At 69.9% G+C, this 21,750-nt stretch carries 16 protein-coding genes; 5 read left to right on the top strand and 11 right to left on the bottom strand.

Annotated elements, in window-relative coordinates:
* Positions 1-326: 326 nt before the first annotated feature.
* The 10 genes from ACWDO5_RS28730 to ACWDO5_RS28685 all read right to left on the bottom strand — a co-directional run bounded on the left by ACWDO5_RS28730 (position 327) and on the right by ACWDO5_RS28685 (position 13,660).
* A complete protein-coding gene (locus ACWDO5_RS28730) occupies positions 327-1,835 on the bottom strand; it encodes an aldehyde dehydrogenase (protein WP_450533286.1) in 1,509 nt (502 codons plus the stop codon).
* 139 nt (positions 1,836-1,974) lie between these two features.
* Positions 1,975-3,336: a M24 family metallopeptidase gene (locus ACWDO5_RS28725; RefSeq protein ID WP_450533285.1), complete on the bottom strand. Its 1,362-nt coding sequence runs from the start codon at positions 3,334-3,336 to the stop codon at positions 1,975-1,977.
* A 163-nt stretch (positions 3,337-3,499) separates the two neighbouring features.
* A complete protein-coding gene (locus tag ACWDO5_RS28720) occupies positions 3,500-4,900 on the bottom strand; it encodes an amidohydrolase family protein (protein WP_450533284.1) in 1,401 nt (466 codons plus the stop codon).
* Positions 4,901-5,019: 119 nt separating this feature from the next.
* Positions 5,020-6,069, bottom strand: coding sequence for a zinc-dependent alcohol dehydrogenase (locus ACWDO5_RS28715; RefSeq protein WP_450533283.1), 1,050 nt, complete (start codon positions 6,067-6,069; stop codon positions 5,020-5,022).
* Positions 6,069-6,992 (bottom strand): NAD(P)-dependent oxidoreductase, encoded by a 924-nt coding sequence (locus ACWDO5_RS28710; protein ID WP_450533282.1) that lies wholly within the window; start codon positions 6,990-6,992, stop codon positions 6,069-6,071. Before ACWDO5_RS28710 ends, ACWDO5_RS28715 begins: the two co-directional genes overlap by 1 nt.
* The gene (locus ACWDO5_RS28705) at positions 6,989-8,449 is read right to left on the bottom strand and encodes a class-II fumarase/aspartase family protein (RefSeq protein WP_450533281.1); all 1,461 of its coding nucleotides are present in this window, start codon (positions 8,447-8,449) and stop codon (positions 6,989-6,991) included. Before ACWDO5_RS28705 ends, ACWDO5_RS28710 begins: the two co-directional genes overlap by 4 nt.
* 96 nt (positions 8,450-8,545) lie before the next feature.
* Positions 8,546-9,529 carry an ABC transporter permease gene (locus tag ACWDO5_RS28700; RefSeq protein WP_450533280.1) on the bottom strand — a complete coding sequence of 328 codons (984 nt, stop codon included), beginning with the start codon at positions 9,527-9,529 and terminating at the stop codon, positions 8,546-8,548.
* A 2-nt stretch (positions 9,530-9,531) separates the two neighbouring features.
* Complete coding sequence (locus ACWDO5_RS28695) at positions 9,532-10,509, bottom strand: ABC transporter permease (protein WP_450533279.1); 978 nt, start codon at positions 10,507-10,509, stop codon at positions 9,532-9,534.
* Positions 10,506-12,014 (bottom strand): sugar ABC transporter ATP-binding protein, encoded by a 1,509-nt coding sequence (locus ACWDO5_RS28690; protein ID WP_450533277.1) that lies wholly within the window; start codon positions 12,012-12,014, stop codon positions 10,506-10,508. Before ACWDO5_RS28690 ends, ACWDO5_RS28695 begins: the two co-directional genes overlap by 4 nt.
* Before the next feature lie 368 nt (positions 12,015-12,382).
* On the bottom strand, positions 12,383-13,660 hold the full coding sequence (locus ACWDO5_RS28685; protein WP_450533276.1) for a substrate-binding domain-containing protein: 1,278 nt from the start codon (positions 13,658-13,660) through the stop codon (positions 12,383-12,385).
* A 762-nt stretch (positions 13,661-14,422) separates the two neighbouring features.
* Here ACWDO5_RS28685 and ACWDO5_RS28680 point away from each other — a divergent pair.
* Positions 14,423-15,475 carry a LacI family DNA-binding transcriptional regulator gene (locus tag ACWDO5_RS28680; RefSeq protein ID WP_450533275.1) on the top strand — a complete coding sequence of 351 codons (1,053 nt, stop codon included), beginning with the start codon at positions 14,423-14,425 and terminating at the stop codon, positions 15,473-15,475.
* Between the two features lie 419 nt (positions 15,476-15,894).
* Here the strand turns inward: ACWDO5_RS28680 and ACWDO5_RS28675 are convergent, their stop codons facing one another.
* The gene (locus ACWDO5_RS28675; protein ID WP_450533273.1) at positions 15,895-16,944 is read right to left on the bottom strand and encodes a LacI family DNA-binding transcriptional regulator; all 1,050 of its coding nucleotides are present in this window, start codon (positions 16,942-16,944) and stop codon (positions 15,895-15,897) included.
* A gap of 422 nt (positions 16,945-17,366) precedes the next feature.
* Between ACWDO5_RS28675 and ACWDO5_RS28670 the strand changes: the two genes are divergently transcribed.
* The 4 genes from ACWDO5_RS28670 to ACWDO5_RS28655 all read left to right on the top strand — a co-directional run bounded on the left by ACWDO5_RS28670 (position 17,367) and on the right by ACWDO5_RS28655 (position 21,646).
* A complete protein-coding gene (locus tag ACWDO5_RS28670) occupies positions 17,367-18,314 on the top strand; it encodes an NAD(P)-dependent oxidoreductase (RefSeq protein WP_450533272.1) in 948 nt (315 codons plus the stop codon).
* A 138-nt stretch (positions 18,315-18,452) separates the two neighbouring features.
* A complete protein-coding gene (locus ACWDO5_RS28665) occupies positions 18,453-19,715 on the top strand; it encodes a M24 family metallopeptidase (protein WP_450533271.1) in 1,263 nt (420 codons plus the stop codon).
* A gap of 193 nt (positions 19,716-19,908) precedes the next feature.
* A complete protein-coding gene (locus ACWDO5_RS28660) occupies positions 19,909-20,133 on the top strand; it encodes a hypothetical protein (protein WP_450533270.1) in 225 nt (74 codons plus the stop codon).
* 37 nt (positions 20,134-20,170) lie between these two features.
* A complete protein-coding gene (locus tag ACWDO5_RS28655; protein ID WP_450533269.1) occupies positions 20,171-21,646 on the top strand; it encodes an NAD-dependent succinate-semialdehyde dehydrogenase in 1,476 nt (491 codons plus the stop codon).
* Positions 21,647-21,750: the final 104 nt, after the last annotated feature.

Here is a 21,750-nt window from a genome sequence, read left to right as displayed (position 1 = left end):
GCATCCGGAGAGCGGGATCTTCCGGGGGCCGTATCTGCGCTCGGCGGGGGGTGCGGGGACTGCTTCGTTACTGCTCAGGCCTGGGGTGGCACCGTCGCGGTGCGCCATGCTGCTCGCGGCGCCCCGGTCGCCGGTCGGCCGATCGGCGACCGGGGCGTCATGCCCTCGGCCCACCGACCCGGACGCCACGGCCCGGCTCTGGGAACCGACCGGCGAACTCACTGAGGTGAACGCGTTCTGAGCCGGTCGCGAGCGAGGGGGCAGGAACCCGTCCCGGTTCCTGCCCCCTCCCCCATCACCCGGCCGTCCCGCCGGTCCAGTGACCGTCAGCCGAGCTTGAACGGATCGCGGGTCTCGCCCCCCAGTTCGATCCAGACCGCCTTGGTCTCGGTGTACTCACGCACCGCGTCGACCCCGCTCTCCCGGCCCCAGCCGCTGGCTCCGGTGCCGCCGAAGGGCACATTGGGAGCGACCACCCGGTAGGAGTTCACCCACACATTGCCGGCCCGCAGGGCGTGCGCGACCCGGTGGCCGCGCCGCAGGTCGTTGGTCCACACACCCGCGCCCAGCCCGTAGCGGGTCGAGTTGGCGAGCTCGACCGCCTCCTCCTCGGTGTCGAAGGTCAGCACCGACAGCACCGGACCGAAGATCTCCTCGCGAGCCACCTCCATGTCCGGACGGACATCGGTCAGCACCGTGGGCCGGTAGAACAGCCCGCCCAACTCCGGGTCGGGGCGGCCGCCGGTCAGTACCCGGGCACCGTCGGCGCAGGCCCGCTCGACGAAACCGGTGACGGTCCTGTACTGCGCCGCGTTGGCCAGCGGCCCCATCTCCGTTTCCGGCGCGGTCGGGTCGCCCAGCACGATCCGCTTGGTGCGGTCCAGGACCCGGTCGAGCAGTCGGTCGTGTACGTCGCGGTGGACGACGAGCCGCGAACCGGCCACGCAGGTCTGCCCGGTCGCGGCGAAGATGCCGGCGATCAGCCCGTTGGACGCGGCGTCGAGATCCGCGTCGGGGAACACCAACTGCGCCGACTTACCACCGAGTTCGAGCGTGGTACGGGCGAAGTGGCCAGCCGCGCTCTGGGCCACCTTGATCCCCACGTCGGGGGATCCGGTGAACGCCACGTGCCGGACGCCCGGGTGCTCGACCAGGGCCCGGCCCAGGTCCGCGCTCTGCCCGGTGACGACGTTGAAGACACCGGGCGGGAAGCCCGCCTCGTCCACCAGCCGGGCGAACTCCAGGGCCGAGACCGGTGTGTGCTCCGACGGCTTGACCACCAGGGTGCAGCCGGCCGCGAGCAGCGGGGCCAGCTTCCACATCAGCAGCATCAGCGGCGAGTTCCACGGCACGATGGCACCGACCACGCCCACCGGCTCGTGCCGGGTGTACACCATGAAATTGGGCCGGTCGGAGGGGATCACCTCGCCCTGCAACTTGTCGGCGATCCCGGCGAAGTAGCGCAGCCACGCGGGCAGGTACTCCATCTGCCCCTGCATCTCGCGCAGCAGCTTGCCGTTGTCCCTGGTCTCGGTGGCGGCCAGCGACTGCGCCTCCCGCTCCATGATGTCGGCGAGCCGGTGCATCAGACGGGCCCGCTCGAATCCGCCTGTCCGGCCCCACGCCCCGAACTGGGCGCTCTCGGCAGCCTTCACCGCCACATCCACGTCGGCCGCCGCGGCGTCGGGGACGCTGGCCCAGGGCAGGCCGGTGAACGGGTTGACCGTTTCAAACCGGGCTCCCGAGAGCGCCTCGCACCAGGCGCCGCCGATCCACATCCGGTAGCTGGTCAGCCCGTCCGCGGTGGCCTGTTCGGACGCCATGGGGGTGTTCACGTGTCGACTCCTTTACAGACTTCCTGGACGGTCCCCTTCGCCGACCGCGGGACGGAGTGGTCCGGCGGTCGGCGGACGGAAGGGGGGGTGTACGGGACGGTGATGCCGCGGCGGGGCGTCTTGGGATCCCGGAAGCGCGTCATGAACCCGACCGCAGCTTGGGGTTGTTGAGGTGCGACTGCGACTCACGCACGGCGGGCAGCGGTCCGGACGCGGCGAAGTACCGCTGTCCGGCCACCAGGAGCTCCTCGGCCGGGAAGCGGGTGATCACCTCGCAGCCGTCCGCGGTGACCACGAGCTCCTCCTCGATCCGCGCCGCCGACCAGCCGTCCCTGGCCGGCCAGTAGGTCTCCAGGGCGAAGACCATGCCCTCCTTGAGCTCCTCGGGGTGGTCGAGCGAGGTCATCCGGCTGAAGATCGGCTTCTCCCATACGGAGAGCCCGACGCCGTGCCCGTACTGCAGGGCGAAGGCGGCCTCCTCGTCGGCGAATCCGAAGTCCTGGGCCCGCGGCCACAGCGACACGATGTCCGCGGTCGTGGCGCCCGGCTTCACCGCGGCGAGCGACTCGTCCATGATCTCGCGGGCGATCTTGTAGGCGTCGTTCATCGCGGGGGAGGCGCTGCCGACGGCGAACGTGCGGTAATAGCAGGTGCGATAGCCCATGTAGCTGTGCACGATGTCGAAGAAGGCAGGGTCGCCGGGGCGCACCATGCGGTCCGAGTAGAGGTGCGGGTGCGGGTTGCAGCGTTCGCCGGAGATGGCGTTGATGCCTTCGACGAACTCTGAGCCGTTGTCGTAAAGGATCTTGCTGACCAGCCCGACGGTCTCGTTCTCGCGGATGCCCGGGCGCAGGAACTTGTACAGCTCCTCGTACGCCATGTCTGCCATCGCGCAGGCGTGGGTGAGGAGGGAGATCTCATCCTTGGTCTTGACCCGGCGTGCCTCGAGGAACAGCTGCTGGCCGTCGGATATGTCGATCCCCGCCTGGGTGAGGGCCCGGTGCACCGGCATCTCGACGAAGTCCACGCCCACCGGCTCGTTCTCCAGCCCGTGCTTGCGCAGTTCGTCCAGGACGCGTTCGGCCACGCTCTCGGCCCGGCCCGCGTCCGGGTGGATGGCGCCCCGCAGGGTGGAGATACCCGCGAACGACCGTGAGGTGCCGGGTACGGCGCTGCGCACACCGGTGACCGGGTCGGTCTGCTCCTCGCCGAGCCAGGGGTTGTACAGCTGATGGTGACGGGCGGCGGAGCCGAAGTCCCAGATGATCGGCTCGGCTCCGCGCACGAGGAGTGCGAACCGCACCAGCTTGTCCGATCCCCAGGTGCCGATGTGGGTCGACGTCATGTAGCGGATGTTGGCGAAGTCGAAGGCCAGCAGCGCGCCGAAGCTCGACTCCTCCAGCTGCGCACGCAGGCGGGCGAGCCGCTCCCGGCGCAGCCGGTCCATGTCGATCCGCGCCTCCCAGTCGACGTTGGTCGTTCCGTAGGTGGCGATTCCCATGGGCGGGGTTCCTTTCGAAAAGGTCAAGGCCGTTCGGGGGTCACAACGCGGTGCCCCGTCGTGCGCCGCCAGGAGCGCTGTGACCTTGGTGAGAAATCCGGTGGGGGTGGGTGATGCGGCGGCCACGGGAGCGGGCCGCCGTGTCGTCAGCGGGCCGCGGCCGTCACACGACCGAGGTGACCAGTGGTGCGGGCTGCCAGCCGCCGCCGATCCGGGCGTCGGAGAGCGACTCGACGTCCGCGGTCCGTTCGAAGAGGCTGTCCCGGCTCTCCGCCGCGAGCCGGCGGGCCCGTTCCGCGATGTCGCCGCGCAGACGTCCGCCCGACTTGACGACGCTGCCGGCGACCAGCACGGTGTCCACCAGACCAGGGTGGGCAGAGTAGACGACCTGGCCGATCGGGTTGTTCAGGGGCGCCAGGGACAGTGTGTCCAAGGACCGGAGCAGCACGATGTCGGCCTGCTTGCCGGGGGTGAGGCTGCCGACCTTGCGGTCGAGACCGCATGCCTTGGCCCCGTCGACCGTGGCGAACGACAGCACGTCGCGGGAGCTGAGCGAGACGGCCGGCCGGTCGGTGGCGCCGGGCTCCTGGTTGTCGATGGCACGCTGGGTGGCCAGGCAGATCTGCATCGTGCCGAACATGTGCCCGCTGTTGGACACGCAGGTGTCGATCGAGAGGCTCGGCCGGATGCCCACACGCATCAGCCTTCCGGTGGCCGGCCAGCCGTGCCCCATCTGCATCTCGATGTCCGGGGAGATGGACACGGTGCCACCGGTGTCGGCGATGTCCTGCAGTTCGTCGTCGGCGAGTGTGTTGCAGTGCACGTAGGTGATGTCGGGGCCGAGCAGGCCGCGCTTCTTCATCTGGGTGACGGGCCGGCTGCGGCCCCACTCGCCGTCGCCCACATGCAGGGTGATCGGCAGACCGAGTTCGCGGGCGTGCCGCAGATCGTCCTCCGTCACGTCGAGGGTGGCGAACTGCGGCCCGCGCAGCGCCATCGCCATGGTGCAGAGCTGGTCGTCCGAGGAGAAGTACTGCTCGCGGACCCGTCGCACGTCCAGGTCGTGCGGGACGGTGCTGGGCACCTGGTACATGTCCGCGCCGCCGCCGTGGGCGAACACGGCCCTGATCCCTGAGTCGAAGAGGCCTTGTACGGCGGCGTCGCTGTGCTGGGGTGTGTTGACGTTGTGCGACCAGTCGAGGAGCGTGGTGATACCGCTGTCGAGGGCCTCGACGGCGCCGAGCAGATTGCCCGCGTAGGTGTCCTCGGGCCGGAACAGCGCGCTGAGACCGAGATGCAGGCCGGTCATGTACTGGCCGAGGGTCCAGTCGGCGGCGATGCCCCGCAGCGCGGCCTGCCAGGTGTGCCGGTGGGTGTCGACCATGCCGGGCATCACGATCATTCCGCGGGCGTCGATGACCTCGGCGTCGGCGCCTCCCAGATCGGGTGCCACCGCCTCGATGACCTCACCGTTCACCAGCACGTCGGCGGTGGCGAAGTCACCGATCCCGTCGTCCATGGTGATCACAGTGCCCTGTCGCAGCAGAACCCGCTGCTTACTCATTGTCCACTCCTTTGTGCATGAGACGTGGCAAGTGTCGCTTATCTGTAAATTGTGCTGGAGTTCTCCGCCCCTGGATCCGGCGACGGTGACCCGATTCATGGACCGGAGGTGACCGGGACCTAGTCGACGGCGACGACCGCCTTGCCGCGCAACCGCCCCGCGGCAAGCGGCTGGAGGCCGAGCGGAACGATCTCGTCGAGCGCAACGATCCGGTCCACGATCCGGCCGGAGATCGGCTGCCGGGCCAGCGCCGCGACCGCCTCCGGGATGTCCGTGGCGCAGACATGGGCGCTGGAGGAGACCAGATCGATCTCGGAGATGACCGCGGTGCGGACATCGACCTCCGCCGCCGCCTTGGGCAGCCCGAGCATCACCACCCGGCCGCCGGTTCCCGTGACGCCCAGGGCGTCCCGCAGGCCGGCCGCCGAGCCGGAGGCCTCGATCACCACCGGGGCGCCGGTGCGGCCGAGTTCCCGTACCGCCGCGAGTCCCTTGTCGTCGGCCATCCGGGCCGTGACGGCGCCCAGGCCGAGGGCGGTCGCCAGCCGCTCCTCGTCGAGGTCGAGCACATGGGCGCGGACGCCGCGGGACGCCGCGGCGGCGACCAGCAGACTGCCGATGCCGCCCGCGCCGAAGATCACCACCGGGTCGCCGGGGTCCGCTCCGGACCGGTTCAGCGCGTGCAGGGCGATCGCCATGGGCTGGGCGAGCACCGCGTCGCGGTCCGCGCAGCCGTCGGGCACCGGTGCGCACATCGCGGCCGGCACGGTGATGTACTGCGCGAGGCCGCCGTGGGTGTTGAGGCCGTAGGTGTAGTACGCGTCGCACAGATTGGTACGGCCCTTCAGGCAGGGCCCGCAGGTCCCGCACCACCGGCCTGCCCCCGCCACCACCCGGGTGCCCACCGGGAACCCGGTCACGTCCGGGGACGCCTGCTGCACCGTGCCCATGAACTCGTGGCCCGGGATCATCGGACCGAGATGTCCCGACACCGGGTGCCTGCGGGTGAGCGGGATCATCGAAGGACCGTGGGCGTACTCGTGGCTGTCCGTCCCGCACAGGCCGCACACCGCGACCCGGAGCAGCACCTCGCCGGGACCGGGCGGGGCCGGCTCCGCGACCGACTCGACGCGCACGTCCCGCGGCCCGTGGTAAACGGCGGCTTTCATCACTGCTCTCCTGTCCTGTCAGGCCGACCTTGGCGGTCCGCGACGTACCGCATGAGCTGTGCGGCCTCCCGGTCACCCTCGCCCGCCGCGCAGATGGCGTCGAGCAGCGTCAGCGTCAGATCCCCGGCGGCCGTCCCGCCACCTGCCGCGCCGACGGCGTAGTCGACGTCCTTGCGCAGCTGGGCGGCGCTGGCCCAGACCTCGGCGGGCTCCTCCAGCAGGAAGGGGGCCCGGTAGCGCAGCATCGGGGAGGCGATGACGCTGGCGAGCATCGCTTCTGTCGCGGTAGCCCTGCTGATACCGGCACGTTCCGCCACCAGCATGGCCTCGCCCCAGGCCACCTCCTGGATCGCCACCTGGAGGTTGATCGCGAGCTTGGCCGTCAGACCGAGTCCGTTGTCGTCCCCGAGGTGGATGACCGAGCTGCCGAGGACGTCCAGCACGGGGCGTACCCGCCTCAGGGCGGTGGCCGGTCCCCCGGCCAGCAGGACGAGGCGGCCCGCCTCGGCCGCGTCCAGGCTTCCGGAGACCGGGCAGTCGAGCATGTGCGCTCCCTTGGCGCGCACCTGCTCCGCGATCTCCTTGCTGATGTGCGGTTCCACGGTGGACAGGTCGACATAGACATGCCGGTCGGTGAGCCCGGCCAGCAGACCGTCGGGCGACTCGGTGACGGCGCGCAGCGCGTCGGAGTCCCACACCATGCTCAGGATCACCTCGGCCCGCTCGGCGACCTCGCGCGGGGTCGCGCACGGCACCAGGCCAGTCTTGGCCAGCGGGGCCAGCCGCTCCGGGGATCGGTTGCAGCCGTAGACCGGGTGGCCCGCCGCGAGCAGCCGCGCCGCCATCCGGCCGCCCATCGCGCCGAGCCCGACGAAGCCGACCGGCTGCAGCGGGTCGCCTTGGCCCTTCGGGGTGAGGGTCATGCCGCCCCTCCCTGGGCGGCCGCGGGGGCCGCGCCGGTGTCCGCCAGGAACGCGCGGGCCTGTACGACGACCCGGTCCACCAGCGTCTGACACGATCCGAGGTAACTCTCCGGCACGAGCAGCTCGACCAGCCGGTCCAGGTCCACACCTGACCCGGTGACCTCGTCGCTCTCCATCAGGATGTCGCGCAGCGGCCTTCCGTTCTCCCACGCCTCCATCGCCGCCTTGTACACGACGTCGTGGGCAGCCGTCTTGCCCAGGGCGGTGGCGATGTGCATCATCGCCGCCTCGGACAGCATCAGGTCACCGAGGGTGTGCAGATTACGGTGGAGCGCCTCGGGATGGACGACCAGTCCCTCCAGGATCCAGGTGGTCCGCTCCAGCAGTCCGGCGGCCAGGCAGAACGTCTCGGGTACGACGGTCCACTCGACGCCCCACAGGCTCATGTCCCGCTCGTGTTCCTGGTGCATCGCCGCCAGCATGTCGGCCGGTGCCTGCCGGCACAGGATGGCGCTGGCGATGATGTACTCGCAGAACATGGGGTTGCGCTTGTGCGGCATGGTGCTGCTGCCGACCTTGCCGAGGGCGAACGGCTCCTCCAGTTCGGCGACCTCGGTGCGCTGCAGTACCCGTACCTCGTTGGCGATCTTCCCGCAGGTGGCGGCGATCATCGACATGACGGACACGATCTCGGTGAGACCGTCCCTGGCGGTGTGCCAGGGGATCGGCGCGCTGCCGAGCCCCAGCCGCCGCATCATCCGGTCCTGGAGTTCCGGGCCGTCGGGTCCGAGCGCCGCCATCGAGCCGACCGCGCCGCCGAGCTGGCCGACCAGCACCCGGCTCTTGGCGTCCTCGATCCTGGCGGCATGGCGCTCGCACTCGGCCAGCAAAACGGCGAACTTGAACCCCAGGGTGATCGGCAGCGCGTGCTGGGCGTGGGTACGCCCGACCATGGGCAGGTCGCGGTGGCGCGCGGCCAGGTCCGCGAGCACCCGGATGAGGTCGCGCAGCAGCCGTTCGGTGATCCGCACCGCGTCGCGCACCTGGAGCACCAGACCGGTGTCGGTGATGTCCTGGGTGGTCGCTCCGTAGTGGACGTAGGCCCCCCACTGCGGTCCGGCCGCCCCCGCCAGCCGGCGGATCAGTGGAACCAGCGGGTGGGCGGTCTGCTCGATCTCCCCGCCCATCACCTCGAGATCGAACTTGGCCGCGTCGGCACAGGCGGCGATCCGCTGGGCTGCCTCTTCGGGGACGATGCCGAACTGGGCCTGCGCGTACGCCAGCGCCGACTCGGCGTCCAGCCACGACTGGACCATCGCCCGGTCGGTGAAGACCGCCCGCATCGTCTTGGATGTGAAGAGATCACCGAGAAGCCGCGAATCCATGAGATGTGATCGCCGGTCGGTGTCAGGCACGGTGGTGGTTCCTCCCGTATCAGTGGTGGTTGTCTCAGACATCGCTCGCCCCTTCCGGGCCCGAGTGGTGTACCGGGTGCGCCGGTGCGATGGTCGTCCCGCGCCGGGCGGTACCCGCGGGTGGGTCTTCCGGACGGTTCATATCTGGCTGCCGAGCGGTTGTTCCCGGCCGTAGCCGGCCACGACCAGGACGATCACCGCGCCGAGCACCGCCTGCTGGGCCGCCGCGCTCAGGGAGAACCCGACCAGCAGAGTGGTCAGCTCGGTGAGCGCGATCACGCCGAGCACGCAGCGCAGCATGTTGCCGCGCCCGCCGAGCAGGGAGTTCCCGCCGACGACCACCGCGGCGATCGAGCTGAACAGGTACGGCGCCCCGACTTCGAAGAGACCAGATCCGGTGAAGCCGGTCAGCAGCAGACCGCTGAGCGCGGCCAGCAGACCGGAGCAGCCGAAGGCGAGGGTCGTCACCGAACGGTCGCTGACCATCATCAGCCTGGCCGCTTCCTGGTTGACGCCGCGCAGGTAGAGCTTCCGGCCGGCCCGGGTGCGGCGCAGCACGAACTCCGCGGCCGCCGCCAGCACCAGCCACACCACCACGACCGGGGCCAGCGGCAGCGGCCCGGTGGTCGCGGAGGACGAGGTGAACTCGGTCAGCCAGGCCGGGGCGCGGCCGGTGAGGGCCGCATTGGTCCAGAGCAGGATGGCGCCGCCGACCACGGACCCGGTCGCCAGGGTGACGATCAGGGCGGGCACCTGCCACCGGCTGGTGACGTATCCGTTGACCACGCCGACGGTGAAGCCGGAAGCCAGCACCAGGGCGATCATCGTGGGCGAGGAGAACCCGTCCCCGGTCAGTTTCGCCGCCATCACATTGGCGGCCCCGATGACCGCGGGCACCGACAGATCGATGCCGCCGACCAGCACCACCAGGGTCTGTCCCATGGCGGCGATGCCCAGGAAGGCGGCCAGCACGGCCATGGCCTGGATCGAGGTCATCCCGCTGTAGCCGACCACTTGTGTGTGGCCCACCAGGAAGATGGCCGCGATGGTGAGCAACTGGGCGGGTCCGGACGCCATTCTGCCGTTCAGCCGGCCGGTGACGGCACTCAAGGTCATGGTCATGGTCAGGCTCCTTGGGGTCCGGCGGTACGGAGCCGCGCTCCGCCCGGCATGCCGGAGTTCAGACAGATGGCCACCAGCAGCACCGTCCCGTAGACGACCTGGATCCACAGCGACGAGACGTTGACGGCCGACAGCAGCAGCTGGATGAGGAAGAGGGTGGTGGCGCCGAGCAGCGGGCCGAGGATCCCGCCGCGGCCCCCGTGCAGCGCGTTCCCGCCCAGCGCCACGGCGGCGATCGCCATGAGGGTGTACTGCTCGCCGACCGTCGGGTCGCCCGAGTTGATCAGCGCGGTCAGCGCGAGGCCTGCCAGCGCGGCGAACACACCACCCAGGGTGTACGCGCCGAGCCGGATCGCCGCGACGTTCACTCCGGAGGTGTACGCCGCGCGCTGGTCACTGCCGACCGCCCGGACCAGCCGGATGAAGCCCGCCTCGCGCAGCGCCGCCCAGAGCCCGAAGGCGACGAGGAGCAGGATCAGCGAGTGGGGGAGATATCCGCCGAGTGAACTGTCCGCGAGGAAGCCGGCCCAGCCGGGGGCGTCGCCGACCGGCTCCGGCATCACGACGAGGGCCAGCCCGGTGAGCACCAGGAAGGTGCCCAGGGTCGCCACGATCGGTTGGAGCCGGCCGTAGGCCACCAGGGCTCCGTTCAGCGCGCCGACGCCCGCGCCGAGCGCGACGCACAGCGGGATCGCGATCCAGGCGGAACCGATTCCCCGGGGCACCAGTTCGCCCACCACGACGACGTTGACGAACCCCAGCAGCGGACCCACCGACAGGTCGAGGCCACCGCCGCCCGAGAGTACCGACGGCACGCTCGCCAGAGCCGCCAGCACGAGCGGGACCAGGAGGGTCACCATCCCGGGCAGGCGCGACCCGGCGAGCAGGTTGGGCGAGACGACGGCGTTCGCGACCACGAGCGCCAGGGTCATGATCCACACCTTGGCGAGCGGCGAGCGCAGGATGATCCGCAGGTTCATCGCCGGCCTCCGTGTGCCAGGGTGTCCCGCCGCTGTCCGAAGTAGGCCGACACCAGCGACTCGCGGTCGGCCTCCTTGTGGGTCAGTTCGCTCGTACAGGATCCGGAGTGGAACACCAGGATGCGGTCCATCAGGTTCAGGTGCTCCTCCACCTCGGTGGAGAGCATCACGATCGTCATGCCCTCTTCGGCGAGCCGCTCGAACAGGTCGTACAGCTCATGCTTGGTCTTCAGATCGACCCCGCGGGTGGGGTCGTTGAGCAGCAGCACGCCGGGCTCGGTCGCGAGCCAGCGAGCGATGATCACCTTCTGCTGGTTGCCGCCGCTGAGCCGGCCGACCGCGGTCCGCGGGGCGGGCGCCAGGTTGACGGTGCGGCCGAACTTGCGGAACCGCGCCCTGGTCATCCGGTAGCGGATCACCCCGGCGAGCGAGTCCCGGCGCAGTGTCGGCACGCTGAAGTTGTCCAGCGACGAGAGCACATCGGCGATGCCCTCGCTCTTGCGGTCCCGGGGCACGTAGGCCATACCCAGACCGACCGCCTGGCGGTACGAGCGAACGGTGACGGCCTCCTGGCCGCCCGGGGGGACGACCCGTACCGCGCCCGCCTCCAGGGGCCGCAGTCCGGCCAGGATCCGGAGGAACTCGTCCTGTCCGTGGCCTTCGAGCCCGGCCAGTCCGATGATCTCGCCGCGCCGGGCGGTGAGGTGGACCGGAGGGGCGTCGGCACGGACCTTGACGCCGTCGGCCTCCAGCACCGGGCGGGCGTCCGCCGCCGACGCGCGCAGGGACCGGATCCGTTCCTTGGCGGCCTCCTCGCCGGAGATGAGCCGGACCAGCCGCTCGGCGGTGGCCTCGGCACGGTCGAGAGTGCCGACGGTCGCCCCCGAACGCAGTGCGACGAAGCGGTCCGCCAGGGACAGCACCTCGTCCATGCGATGGGAGATGAACAGCGCCCCGGCCCCGGCGGCGCAGAGCCGGCGCAGTTCCGCGAAGAAGCGGTCCCGGATGGTGACATCGAGCGTGGAGGTGACCTCGTCGAGAATGAGCAGCCGGGGGCGGCGCAGCAGACCGCGGGCGATCACACATACCTGCTGCTGCATCAGGTCCAGCTCCCCCACGGTCGCGTCCAGCGGCGGGGGTTCGGGAGACAGCACCGAGAGGACCCGCTCCGCCTCGGCGCGGCGGGCGGTCTCGTTCCTGCGGGTGGCGAGCGGTGAGCCCGAGCCCAGCCAGAGGTTGTCGACGACACTGAGGTACGGCGCCACCAGGATCTCCTGGAAGACGGTGACGACACCGGCCCGCAGCGCGGCGCGGGGGGTAGACAGCGACAGCGGGCTTCCGTCCAGCCGGATCTCCCCGCTGTCGGGCCGCAGCACTCCGGAGAGAGTTTTGACCAGCGTGCTCTTGCCTGATCCGTTCTCTCCCATCAGGGCCACGATCTCGCCCGGCGCGATCGACAGGGTGCCGTCGGTCAGCGCCTTGGTCGGCCCGAAGCTCTTCGTCATTGCGCTGGCTTCGAAGAGCGGGTTCGCTCCGGCGTCCTGACCTGCGGCTGTGGTCGTCCGAGCGGGCCCCGGCCCGGCCGGCGCACCACGGCGTGTTCCGTCCACCGATCCATTCCTATCCGTCGAGGGGAAGTCCGTCCTGGCGGTCGCCGGCGGAGGCGCTGAACTCTGCCTCCGCCGGTGACCCGTACTGGTGCCGCAGGGCATCGGCGCCGGTGACGCGGGGGTTCGCCCGGTGGCGAGGTGCCCTGGGTGCGGGCCCGCCGCGCGACGCCGGACGGCCTGGTAGCGGCTCGGCTCGGTCGGGCAGCGTGGCGGACGGCCCTGCCGGGGTGGCGGCGGGGCACTCTGCCTGCCTGCGGCACTGACTAAGGCAGCGGGGGCAGCTCGGGAAGCTCCGCGGGATGCTCGAAGTACGCGGGGAGCTGCTCGGGTGACAGCCATTCGGTTCCGGGCGGAGCGGGAGCCTGGGCGGCGGAGGATTCGGTCCAGCCGTCCCGGATCCAGGATTCCAGGGCGTCGCGGCCGGTGATCTGGGCCGGTGTCGCCACGATGGAGTCGTACTTGGGTCCCTGGCCCTGGAGGGTGGCGATCGCCGTGAGGAGTGCGGCGTCGATGCCCTGCGCCGGCGGGGTGGTGCCGGCCACGTACGTGTCCGGGAGCATCTCGCGCAGCGAGACGAGCGAGCCCTGGTTCGGGTTGGCGTCGCCGATGGGCACGGGCTGGCGGCCCGTCTGCTTGAGCGCCTGGAGTATGCCGTTGGTCATGCCACCGCTGCCGACCACACCGGCGAGTTCACCGGGGTGGGTGGAGAGGTGCTGGAGCATGAGCGACTTGGCGGTCGCCTCGCTCCACTGTCCCTCGAGGGACCCCGCCACCTTGATACCCGGGCACTTCTTGAACGCGGCCAGGTAGCCGTTGTGCAGTGCGGTGCTGGCAGGAGAACCGTTGATGCCGTCGACGACGAGTACGTCGCCCTCGCCCTTGACTATCTTCGCGATCCCGGCGCCGACCAGCTCACCGGTGAGGTGATAGTTCGTGTCGACGTTGATCGCGTACGGCGAGGTGACATGCGAGTTGAGGGTGACGAAGGGGATGCCCGCGTCGTACGCCTGCTTGATGACTCCGTTGAACGCGGTCGGTGAGTTGGGGATCGCGAGGATCGCGTCCACGCGCTGGTTGATCATGCTGGTGATCTGCTGGATCTGCAGACTGTTGTCGAGATTGGAGTTGGCTGTCTGCAGACTGCTGACCACACCGGCCTTCTTGAGGAAGGCGGCGTCGTCCTTCAGCCGCTTCAGCACATCGCCCCGCCAGCCGTTGGCGGAGAAGGAATCGCTGTAGCCGATCTTGAGAGGGCCCTTCGACGTGGCCTTGAAATCCTTGTACTCGGATTTGTTGACCGGGGCGAAGTAGCCGTTGTACCCGTCCTTCGTCTCCTTGGGGAGACTCGACAGGTCGGCGTCGCCGCCCGGATCCCGGTAGGTGACTGTTCCGCAGGATCCTCCGGCGGATGAGCCGCCGTCCTTGGCCACACTGCCGGCGGGCTCCGCTTTGGCTGCACACGCCGTCAGGCCCGCACAGGCCACGGCCACCGCAAGAGCGGCGGCCCGCTGTCTCTTGGGGATAGTTCGCCGACGTCCCATCGGAATACTCCCTTTGGTGGAAAGGTTTCCATCTCGACTCGTCGTCCGAGGATGCGACTGCGGGCGTCACAGTGTCAAGGGGCACGACCGCACAGGTTTCATTCGTGTTGTGGCACGCTTTACCTAGACATGACGCCACTTGGCCATTGGTTCCGAGTAGCACTCTGAGCTGGGCTTTCATGAACGCCAGAGGCAGGAAGGGCGGGCGTGGGCCCGCTCGGATCCGCCACCGGCACATCGCCGAGTGCGGGCGATCAGTTGGTTGAGGCGGCGTGGAAAGCGTTCCACAGAACGACCGGGAGCCGGGGCGCGATGGCATGCGAAGCCCGCGTCGGCGACTGCCCGGAGGACGCCTCACACTTCACAGGAATCCTCTCCCACCTGGGGGTTTCCACCCCCGAGGGTGGTCGAGAGCGAACGAGGCGCCGCGCGGGGCGAGGCGTCGCGTATCGCGATCACACCCACGGCGGCGGCACGGAGTGATCAAAACGCACGGTCAACCTGACCCGTCCGCGAGACTTCATGGAAACCATTCCATGCCTCAAAGGTTTCCAGGCCGCCTCACCGGCACCCCAGGGGGCCTGGTCCCCCGCGGGAACCTGTGTCCCCCGACCCGTCACATGCCGCGCCACAACCGGCAAGTGAATGAACAGCCCTAGGAGAACGCCGACTTCCTGAAGATCTTCGGCGACACGCAAGTCGGCGGACATGGATCCACGGCGACCGGACCCGTCGGCGGATCGGGTGCGATATCGTTTCCATGTGGCAAACCTCAAGGACATCGCGAAGGAGACCGGTCTCGGCCTGGGCACGGTCTCGCGCGCCCTGAGTGGGGCCCCCAGAGTGAGCCCCGCGACCCGGCGCAGGGTCGAAGAGGCTGCGGAGCGGCTCGGGTACCGGACCAACGGACTCGCCCGCGCGCTGCGTCAGTCGCAGACCAAGGCGGTGGGCCTGGTGATCCCAGACATCGAGAACGAGTTCTACACCTCGGGCGCGGCGATCCTGCAGGAGGTGTTCGCGGCCCAGGGGTATCGGCTGGTGCTGTGCTGCAGCAACAACGACCCGGCAACGGACGCGGAACTGCTCACCTCCCTGGTGGAGCAGCGGGTCGACGCCATCGCGCACACCCCCTGCAGTCCCGACGGGGCGAAGGCGATCCGCCGGATGAGCCCGAACCTGCCCATCGTCGAATACGCGCGGCGCTCCGAACTGGACGCGGTCGACTCGGTGACCGGGGACGAACAGCACGGGAGCGCGGAGATCGTCGAGCATCTTGCCCAGCTCGGACACACCAGCATCGCGATGATCACGGGTCCTGCAGGCTTGTCCACCTCGAAGGCGCGGGTCGCCGGTTTCGAGGACGCCTGCCGAAGACTGCGGCTGCGCAAGCGGGACTGCCCGCAGCTGACCGGCTCCTACGACGCGGACTGGGGCAAGAACGCCACCCTGCGCATCCTGCGCGACCATCCGGGAGTGACCGCGATCTATGCCTCCAGCTCCCGCATCGTGCTTGGTGTGCTGGAGACACTGCACCGGCTGGAGGTCAGCATCCCCGACCAGATGTCCGTCGCCGGTTTCCTCAACCCGCTCTGGTACGAGATCGCCGATCCGCCGCTCACCACCTACGAGTTGCCCCTGAAGGAGATGGGGGACATGGCGGCCCGGCTGCTGCTGCAACGGATCAACGCGGGTGACGGCTCGGCGCCGCGCGATCCCCGCACGGTGCGCATCGAAGGACGGCTGATCGTCCGGAAGTCGACCGGGAAACCGCGAACCGGCCCGCTGTCGCCCGCTGTACTGCGCGCCGCGGCCTGAGCCGGCCCGGCCGACCCGGGCAGGGGCCGCGGTGTTCACCGCGGAGACGGCGTCGCGATGCGCTCGACCGCGGCCGCGACGAGTCGTTGGCGTTCGGACCCCGAGAACCACGTCCGGCAGAGTGCGTACTCGCACCTGCACCGGGTGCGGAGCACGGGCCGTCTATCCGCCGGGCAGAGTGAGCCAGGAATCCCCCTGAGACGGTTTCCTGGTGAAGGACGGCGGTGTCGATGGCGGCACGCTGGGCATCATGCCGGCGCCGCCCCGGCGGAGTGCCATGCGATCACCGCTGTGGCTGAGCCGACGCCGACGTTCGCCGAGGTGGCACGGCGGTTCACCGGGGGGCACGGTCACCGTCATCGGCCTCCCCCGCGCGGTGGCCGACGGATGCGTGACCCGTTGATCGTCCTGCCGGAGTGCTACGCACCGTGAGGCGACGGCGCGGCGGTCGAGGCTCGGACGACCAGACGCACCGGTAGCAGGACGGTCTTCGCCATCGGCGCGGGAGGACCCTTCTCCTCGTAGCGGTCCAAACGCTCAAGCAGGAGGCGGGCTGCCTCCGCCCCCAGGTCGAGGTGCGGCACGTGCACGGTGGTCAGCGGCGGCTGGAATTCGTCGGCGAACTGCATGTCGTTGAAGCCGACGAGGGAAAGGTCCTGCGGGCACCGCACACCTCTGGCCTTCAAAGCGTGCAGTGCTCCGAGGGCGATCAGGTCGTTGCCGGCGCAGATGGCCGTCGTATCGGGGTGTCTTTCGAGCAGTTCATGGGTGGCGCGCTCGCCCGCCTGCACGGTATAGGCCTCGCCGACCGCGACCGGTGCCGACTCAGGACCGATCCCGGCGGTCTCTACCGCATGGCGGAAGGCTCGCGCGCGGGTGACACCGGTGGACATGGTCTGCGGGCCCGCTACGTGGGCGATGGCGCGGTGTCCGAGACCGAGCAGGTGCTCGACGGCGAGCGCCATCCCGGCGGCATCGTCGCCTGCGACCCAGGGGAACAGTCTGCGGTCGGGACAGCGGTTGACGAGCACGATCGGGACGCCCGATTCATGGGCCTCATCCAACAGGGGATGCTCGCGCTGCGCGGTGGCGACGATGAATCCGTCCACCTGCCGTCCCCGCAGAGCGTCGAACTGCCTGCGTTCCTTGGCTTCGTCGTTGTCGGTGTTCGCCAACAGCGCGGTGTAGCCACGGGCGTTCAGGACCTCCTCGATGCCGCGCGCAACAGGGGGGAAGAGCGGATTTGTGAGGTCCGGCAGCAGGACGCCGACCGTGAAGGAACGGTTCGTGCGCAGGCTGCGGGCTGCTGAGTTGGGGGTGAACCCCAGTTCTTCCGCGGCGGCCCTTACCCGCCGGGCCGTCGCCGCGTTGACCCGGCTGCTCGTGTTGGGATTGAGGGCACGGGAGGCCGTGGCCTTGTGGACTCCCGCGAGGCTTGCGACGTCGGACATGGTGGGGCGCTTACTCACGTGCACAGTCTATGGATCTCCGCACGTCACCACAACCGATCGCCATGGCGACGCAATGATCGACGCATCGGCCCGTTCGATGACCATCTGCCCCTCTCCCAATGTTTTTTGGCCTCTTCCTGGGAAGAGATGTCATGCCCTCTTGACATCCCCGTAACCGCAGAGCAAGCATGAAACGGCAATCGGTTGCGCATCATCAGGATCGAGTGACGCACCCATCCCCGTCCCATCGGGCGACGGGAGGCGATCACTGCAGACCAGATGGGCGCTTCGGCTTGTCGCGAGCAAGGCATGACTGGTGTCTGCCGAAGGCAACCGAATGCATTTCAACAAGCACCCTCGGCTTCTCCGCTTCCGCGGGGACTTGTCGCAGGGCGGCAAGCCGCCCCTGCTGAGCCGTCTTCCAGGACTGAGGAAACACCATGACGTACGTTGCCACGGACCGCCCCCGCATCGGCTGGATCGGTGCCGGCCGGATGGGATACCAGCTGGCCTCCCGGCTGCTCGACGCCGGCCATGACGTCGCCGTCTACAACCGGACGCGGGCCAAGGCCGAGCCGCTGGCCGAGAAGGGCGCGACGATCGTCGACCGCCCCGAGGAACTGGCCGACCGTGACGTGGTCTTCGTGATGGTTTCCGCCTCCGCGGACCTGGAGTCGGTCACCACCGGCCCCGGTGGCGTGCTCACCGCGAAGGACGCCGCACCGGGCGTGCTGATCGACAGCTCCACCGTCTCCACCCAGGTCTCCGCTGTCGTCCGGCAGGCGGCCGCAAAGTGCGGCACCGACTTCCTGGCCGCCCCGGTCAGCGGAAACCCGAAGGTGATCGCGGCCGGCAAGCTGACCGTCGCCGTCTCCGGCCCGCGCGAGGTGTTCGACGCAGTCGAGCCGCTGCTGAATCTGCTGGGCCGCGGTGTGACCTACGTCGGTGAGGACGAGGTGGCCCGCCTGGTCAAGATCGCGCACAACGTCTTCCTGGGTGTCGTCACCCAGTCGCTGGCCGAGATCACGCTCCTCGCGGAGAAGGGTGGCGTCAAGCGCTCCGCGTTCCTGGAGTTCCTCAACGACTCGGTGATGGGCTCGATCTTCAGCCAGTACAAGACGCCGGCGATGGTCAACCTGGACTTCAAGCCGACGTTCACCAACATTCTGCTGCGCAAGGACTTCGACCTCGGTCTGTCCGCAGCCCGCGAGCTGGACGTCCCGATGCCGGTCGCCTCCGCCACCGCCCAGCTCGTCCAGGCGGCGATCGGCGCCGGACACACCGAAGAGGACTTCGCCACCCTGATCCTCGAGCAGGCGCGCCGCTCCGGCATCACGCTGGAGCCGGAGAACGTGAAGGTGGACGACGGCCTCACCCCCGAGTCCTGAGCGCTCGGCCGAGTCGCCCCTGAGGGCCCCCGGACCGCTTCGGCACGCCCGCCACGGGGCGACGACGCCCCTCCTCCGACCGCCCACACCGGCCGTACGCCGGTGTCCCGGGCAACGCAACAAAGGACGATCCACACGATGACAGTGACAAGCGCGAGCACCTCGCGACCCATCCCGGCCCACGGCCACAGCGCGGTCGACTACGAGATGCGCGTGGACTACGACCGGCTGCGGTCCTACCGACTGGAGCGCACCCGTGCAGCGCTGGATGCCAGCGAGTGCGGTGCTTTCCTGCTGTTCGACTTCTACAACATCCGCTACTCGACGCAGACCTGGATCGGCGGCGCTCTCGGGGACAAGATGACCCGTTACGCCCTGCTGACCCGCGACGGCGGCGAGCCCGTGCTGTGGGACTTCGGTTCCGCGGCCAAGCACCACCAGCTGTTCGCCCCGTGGCTGAAGCCCGAGAACTCCCGCGCCGGCATGCTGGGCATGCGCGGGGCCATCGCGCCGGAGGCCGGTCTGATGGCCTCCGCGGTGCGTGAGATCAAGGGCATGCTCGAGGACGCCGGTGTGGCGGACCTGCCGGTCGGCGTCGACATCGTGGAGCCGCCGTTCCTGTTCGAGATGCAGCGGCAGGGCCTGAAGGTCGTGGACGCCCAGCAGATGATGCTGGACGCCCGCACCATCAAGTCGCAGGACGAGATCGCTCTGCTGTCCATGGCCGCGGCCATGGTGGACGGCGTCTACCAGGACATCGTCGACGTGCTCAAGCCCGGCATCCGTGAGAACGAGATCGTCGCGCTGGCCAACAAGCGCCTGTACGAGATGGGTTCGGACCAGGTCGAGGCCATCAACGCGGTGTCCGGCGAGCGCTGCAACCCGCACCCGCACAACTTCTCCGACCGCCTCATCCGCCCCGGGGACCAGGCCTTCTTCGACATCATCCAGTCGTACAACGGTTACCGCACCTGCTACTACCGCACCTTCGCGGTCGGCAGCGCCACCCACTCGCAGCGCGACGCCTACACCAAGGCCCGTGAGTGGATGGACGCCGCCATCGCCGTGGTGAAGCCGGGTGTCGGCACCGACGAGGTGGCCCGGGTGTGGCCGGCCGCGACCGAGTTCGGTTTCGCGAGCGAGATGGCCGCCTTCGGTCTGCAGTTCGGGCACGGCCTGGGCCTCGGACTGCACGAGCGCCCCATCATCAGCCGCCTCAACAGCCTGGACAACCCCGTGGAGATCCAGGAGGGCATGGTCTTCGCCCTGGAGACCTACTGTCCGGCCTCGGACGGCTTCTCCGCCGCGCGCATCGAGGAGGAGGTTGTGGTCACTGCCGAGGGTCCGCAAATCCTCACGAAGTTCCCGGCGCAGGAGCTGTTCGTCGCCAACGCGTACTGACGGGACGCGCCCACCGGCCGGGCCCGCGCAGCGGGCCCGTGCCATGGCACACGCGGTGCTCACCGGGCCCGTAAGCCGGTGGCCGGCCTCAACCCTCCTCGGAGGCCGGCCACCCGTCCGGAACCTGCTGGCACCACTTCACGCAGCGAACCGTGACGACCGCCGGACCGGCGGCCCTCCGATCGGAGGAAGCATGCAGGCAGGCGGCTCCGCCCGACCCCCAAACGTCCTGGGAGCCGTCGCGGGCAACGGCCGACCGATCACCGAAATCCCCCAGCTGTGCGGCCGGAGCGCCCAGCCCGTGCCCGTGATCGCCGAAGAGTCCCTCTTCGGCCCGCACCGGGCGCCGGTCCGCATCACCCCGCACATGCCACTACCCGCCGCCGACGCGCCGGAGTGCCTGGCGCCCCGTCGGTAGACCGCATTATCGAGATCGTGCAGAAGGCGATGAATCAGTGAGCGCACACCACTCGGGCTCCCCAGCTCGGCTCCGTATCGACAAAGTCCCCACCGACCTGTTCATCGGCGGCCGCTGGCGGCCGTCGAGCGACGGCTCCCGTATCGACGTCATGGACCCGGCCACCGGCGAGAAGCTCGCCGATGTCGCCAGCGCGACCACCGAGGACGCGCTCGCCGCTGTCGACGCGGCCGACGCCGCTCTCCCCGGCTGGGCGGCCACCCCGCCCCGGCAGCGAGCGGAGCTCCTGCGCCGTGCCTTCGACCTGATGACCGAGCGGGCGGAGGAATTCGCCGAGCTGATCGTCCTGGAGAACGGCAAGACCCTCGCCGACGCCCGTGGCGAGGTCGCCTACGCGGCGGAGTTCTTCCGCTGGTACGCCGAGGAGGCCGTGCGGACCCTGGGCAGCGTCCAGACCGCTCCGTCCGGCTCCAACAAGATCCTGGTGCTGCGCCAGCCGGTCGGTGTCTCGGTCCTGGTCACGCCGTGGAACTTCCCCGCCGCGATGGCCACCCGGAAGATCGGCCCGGCACTGGCGGCCGGCTGCACCGTGGTCCTCAAGCCGGCCAGTGACACGCCGCTGACCGCGCTGGCCGTCGCCGCCCTCTTCGAGGAGGTGGGCGTGCCCGCCGGTGTGGTGAACGTGCTGCCCTCCCGCCGCTCCGGGGCGGTCGTCGGCGCGATGCTGGACGACCCTCGGGTGCGCAAGCTGTCGTTCACCGGCTCCACCGAGGTCGGACGGGTCCTGCTGGCCGCCGCGTCCAAGACCGTGGTCAACTGCTCGATGGAGCTCGGCGGCAACGCGCCGTTCCTGGTCTTCGCCGACGCCGACCTGGACGAGGCCGTGACAGGCGCCATGGTGGCGAAGATGCGCAACGGCGGCGAGGCGTGCACCGCCGCGAACCGCTTCTACGTCGAGGCGTCGATCGCGGACGAGTTCACGCGCCGGCTGGCCGAGGCGATGTCCGCTCTCAAGGTCGGCCCCGGCCTCGACGACGGCGTGCAGCTCGGCCCGCTCGTCAACGCGGAGAGCCGTGACAAGGTGGCCGAGCTCGTCACGGGCACCGTGCAGGCCGGCGCCTCCGTGGTGACCGGCGGCGAATCGATCGAGGGTGCCGGCTACTACTACCCGCCGACCGTGCTCAAGGACGTGCCCCCCGGCGCGCCGGTGCTCGAGGAGGAGATCTTCGGCCCGGTCGCCCCGGTCGTCAGCTTCACCACCGAAGACGAGGCCATCGAGCTGGCCAACGCCACCGAGTACGGTCTCGTGTCCTACGTCTACACCACCGACCTGGCCCGCGGTCTGCGGGTGAGCGAGCGCCTCGACTCCGGCATGGTCGGTCTCAACCGCGGTGTCGTGTCCGACCCGGCGGCCCCGTTCGGCGGCACCAAGCAGAGCGGCATCGGCCGAGAAGGCGGCCACGAGGGTCTGCTGGACTACACGGAGTCCAAGTACATCGCCCTGTCGTGGTGACCACAGCCCCGCCGCTCGGGCACTCGGGCGCCCCGCTGTCAGGATGACGGCAGCGCCCCAGGTCATGGGGGTGGGGGGGGGGGGCGGGGCCGGGGGGGGCCCCC

The sequence above is a fragment of the Streptomyces sp. NPDC000880 genome (assembly GCF_053599675.1).
The sequence above is the reverse complement of the archived record's forward strand: the minus strand, read 5'-3'. Positions and strand labels throughout refer to the sequence as shown.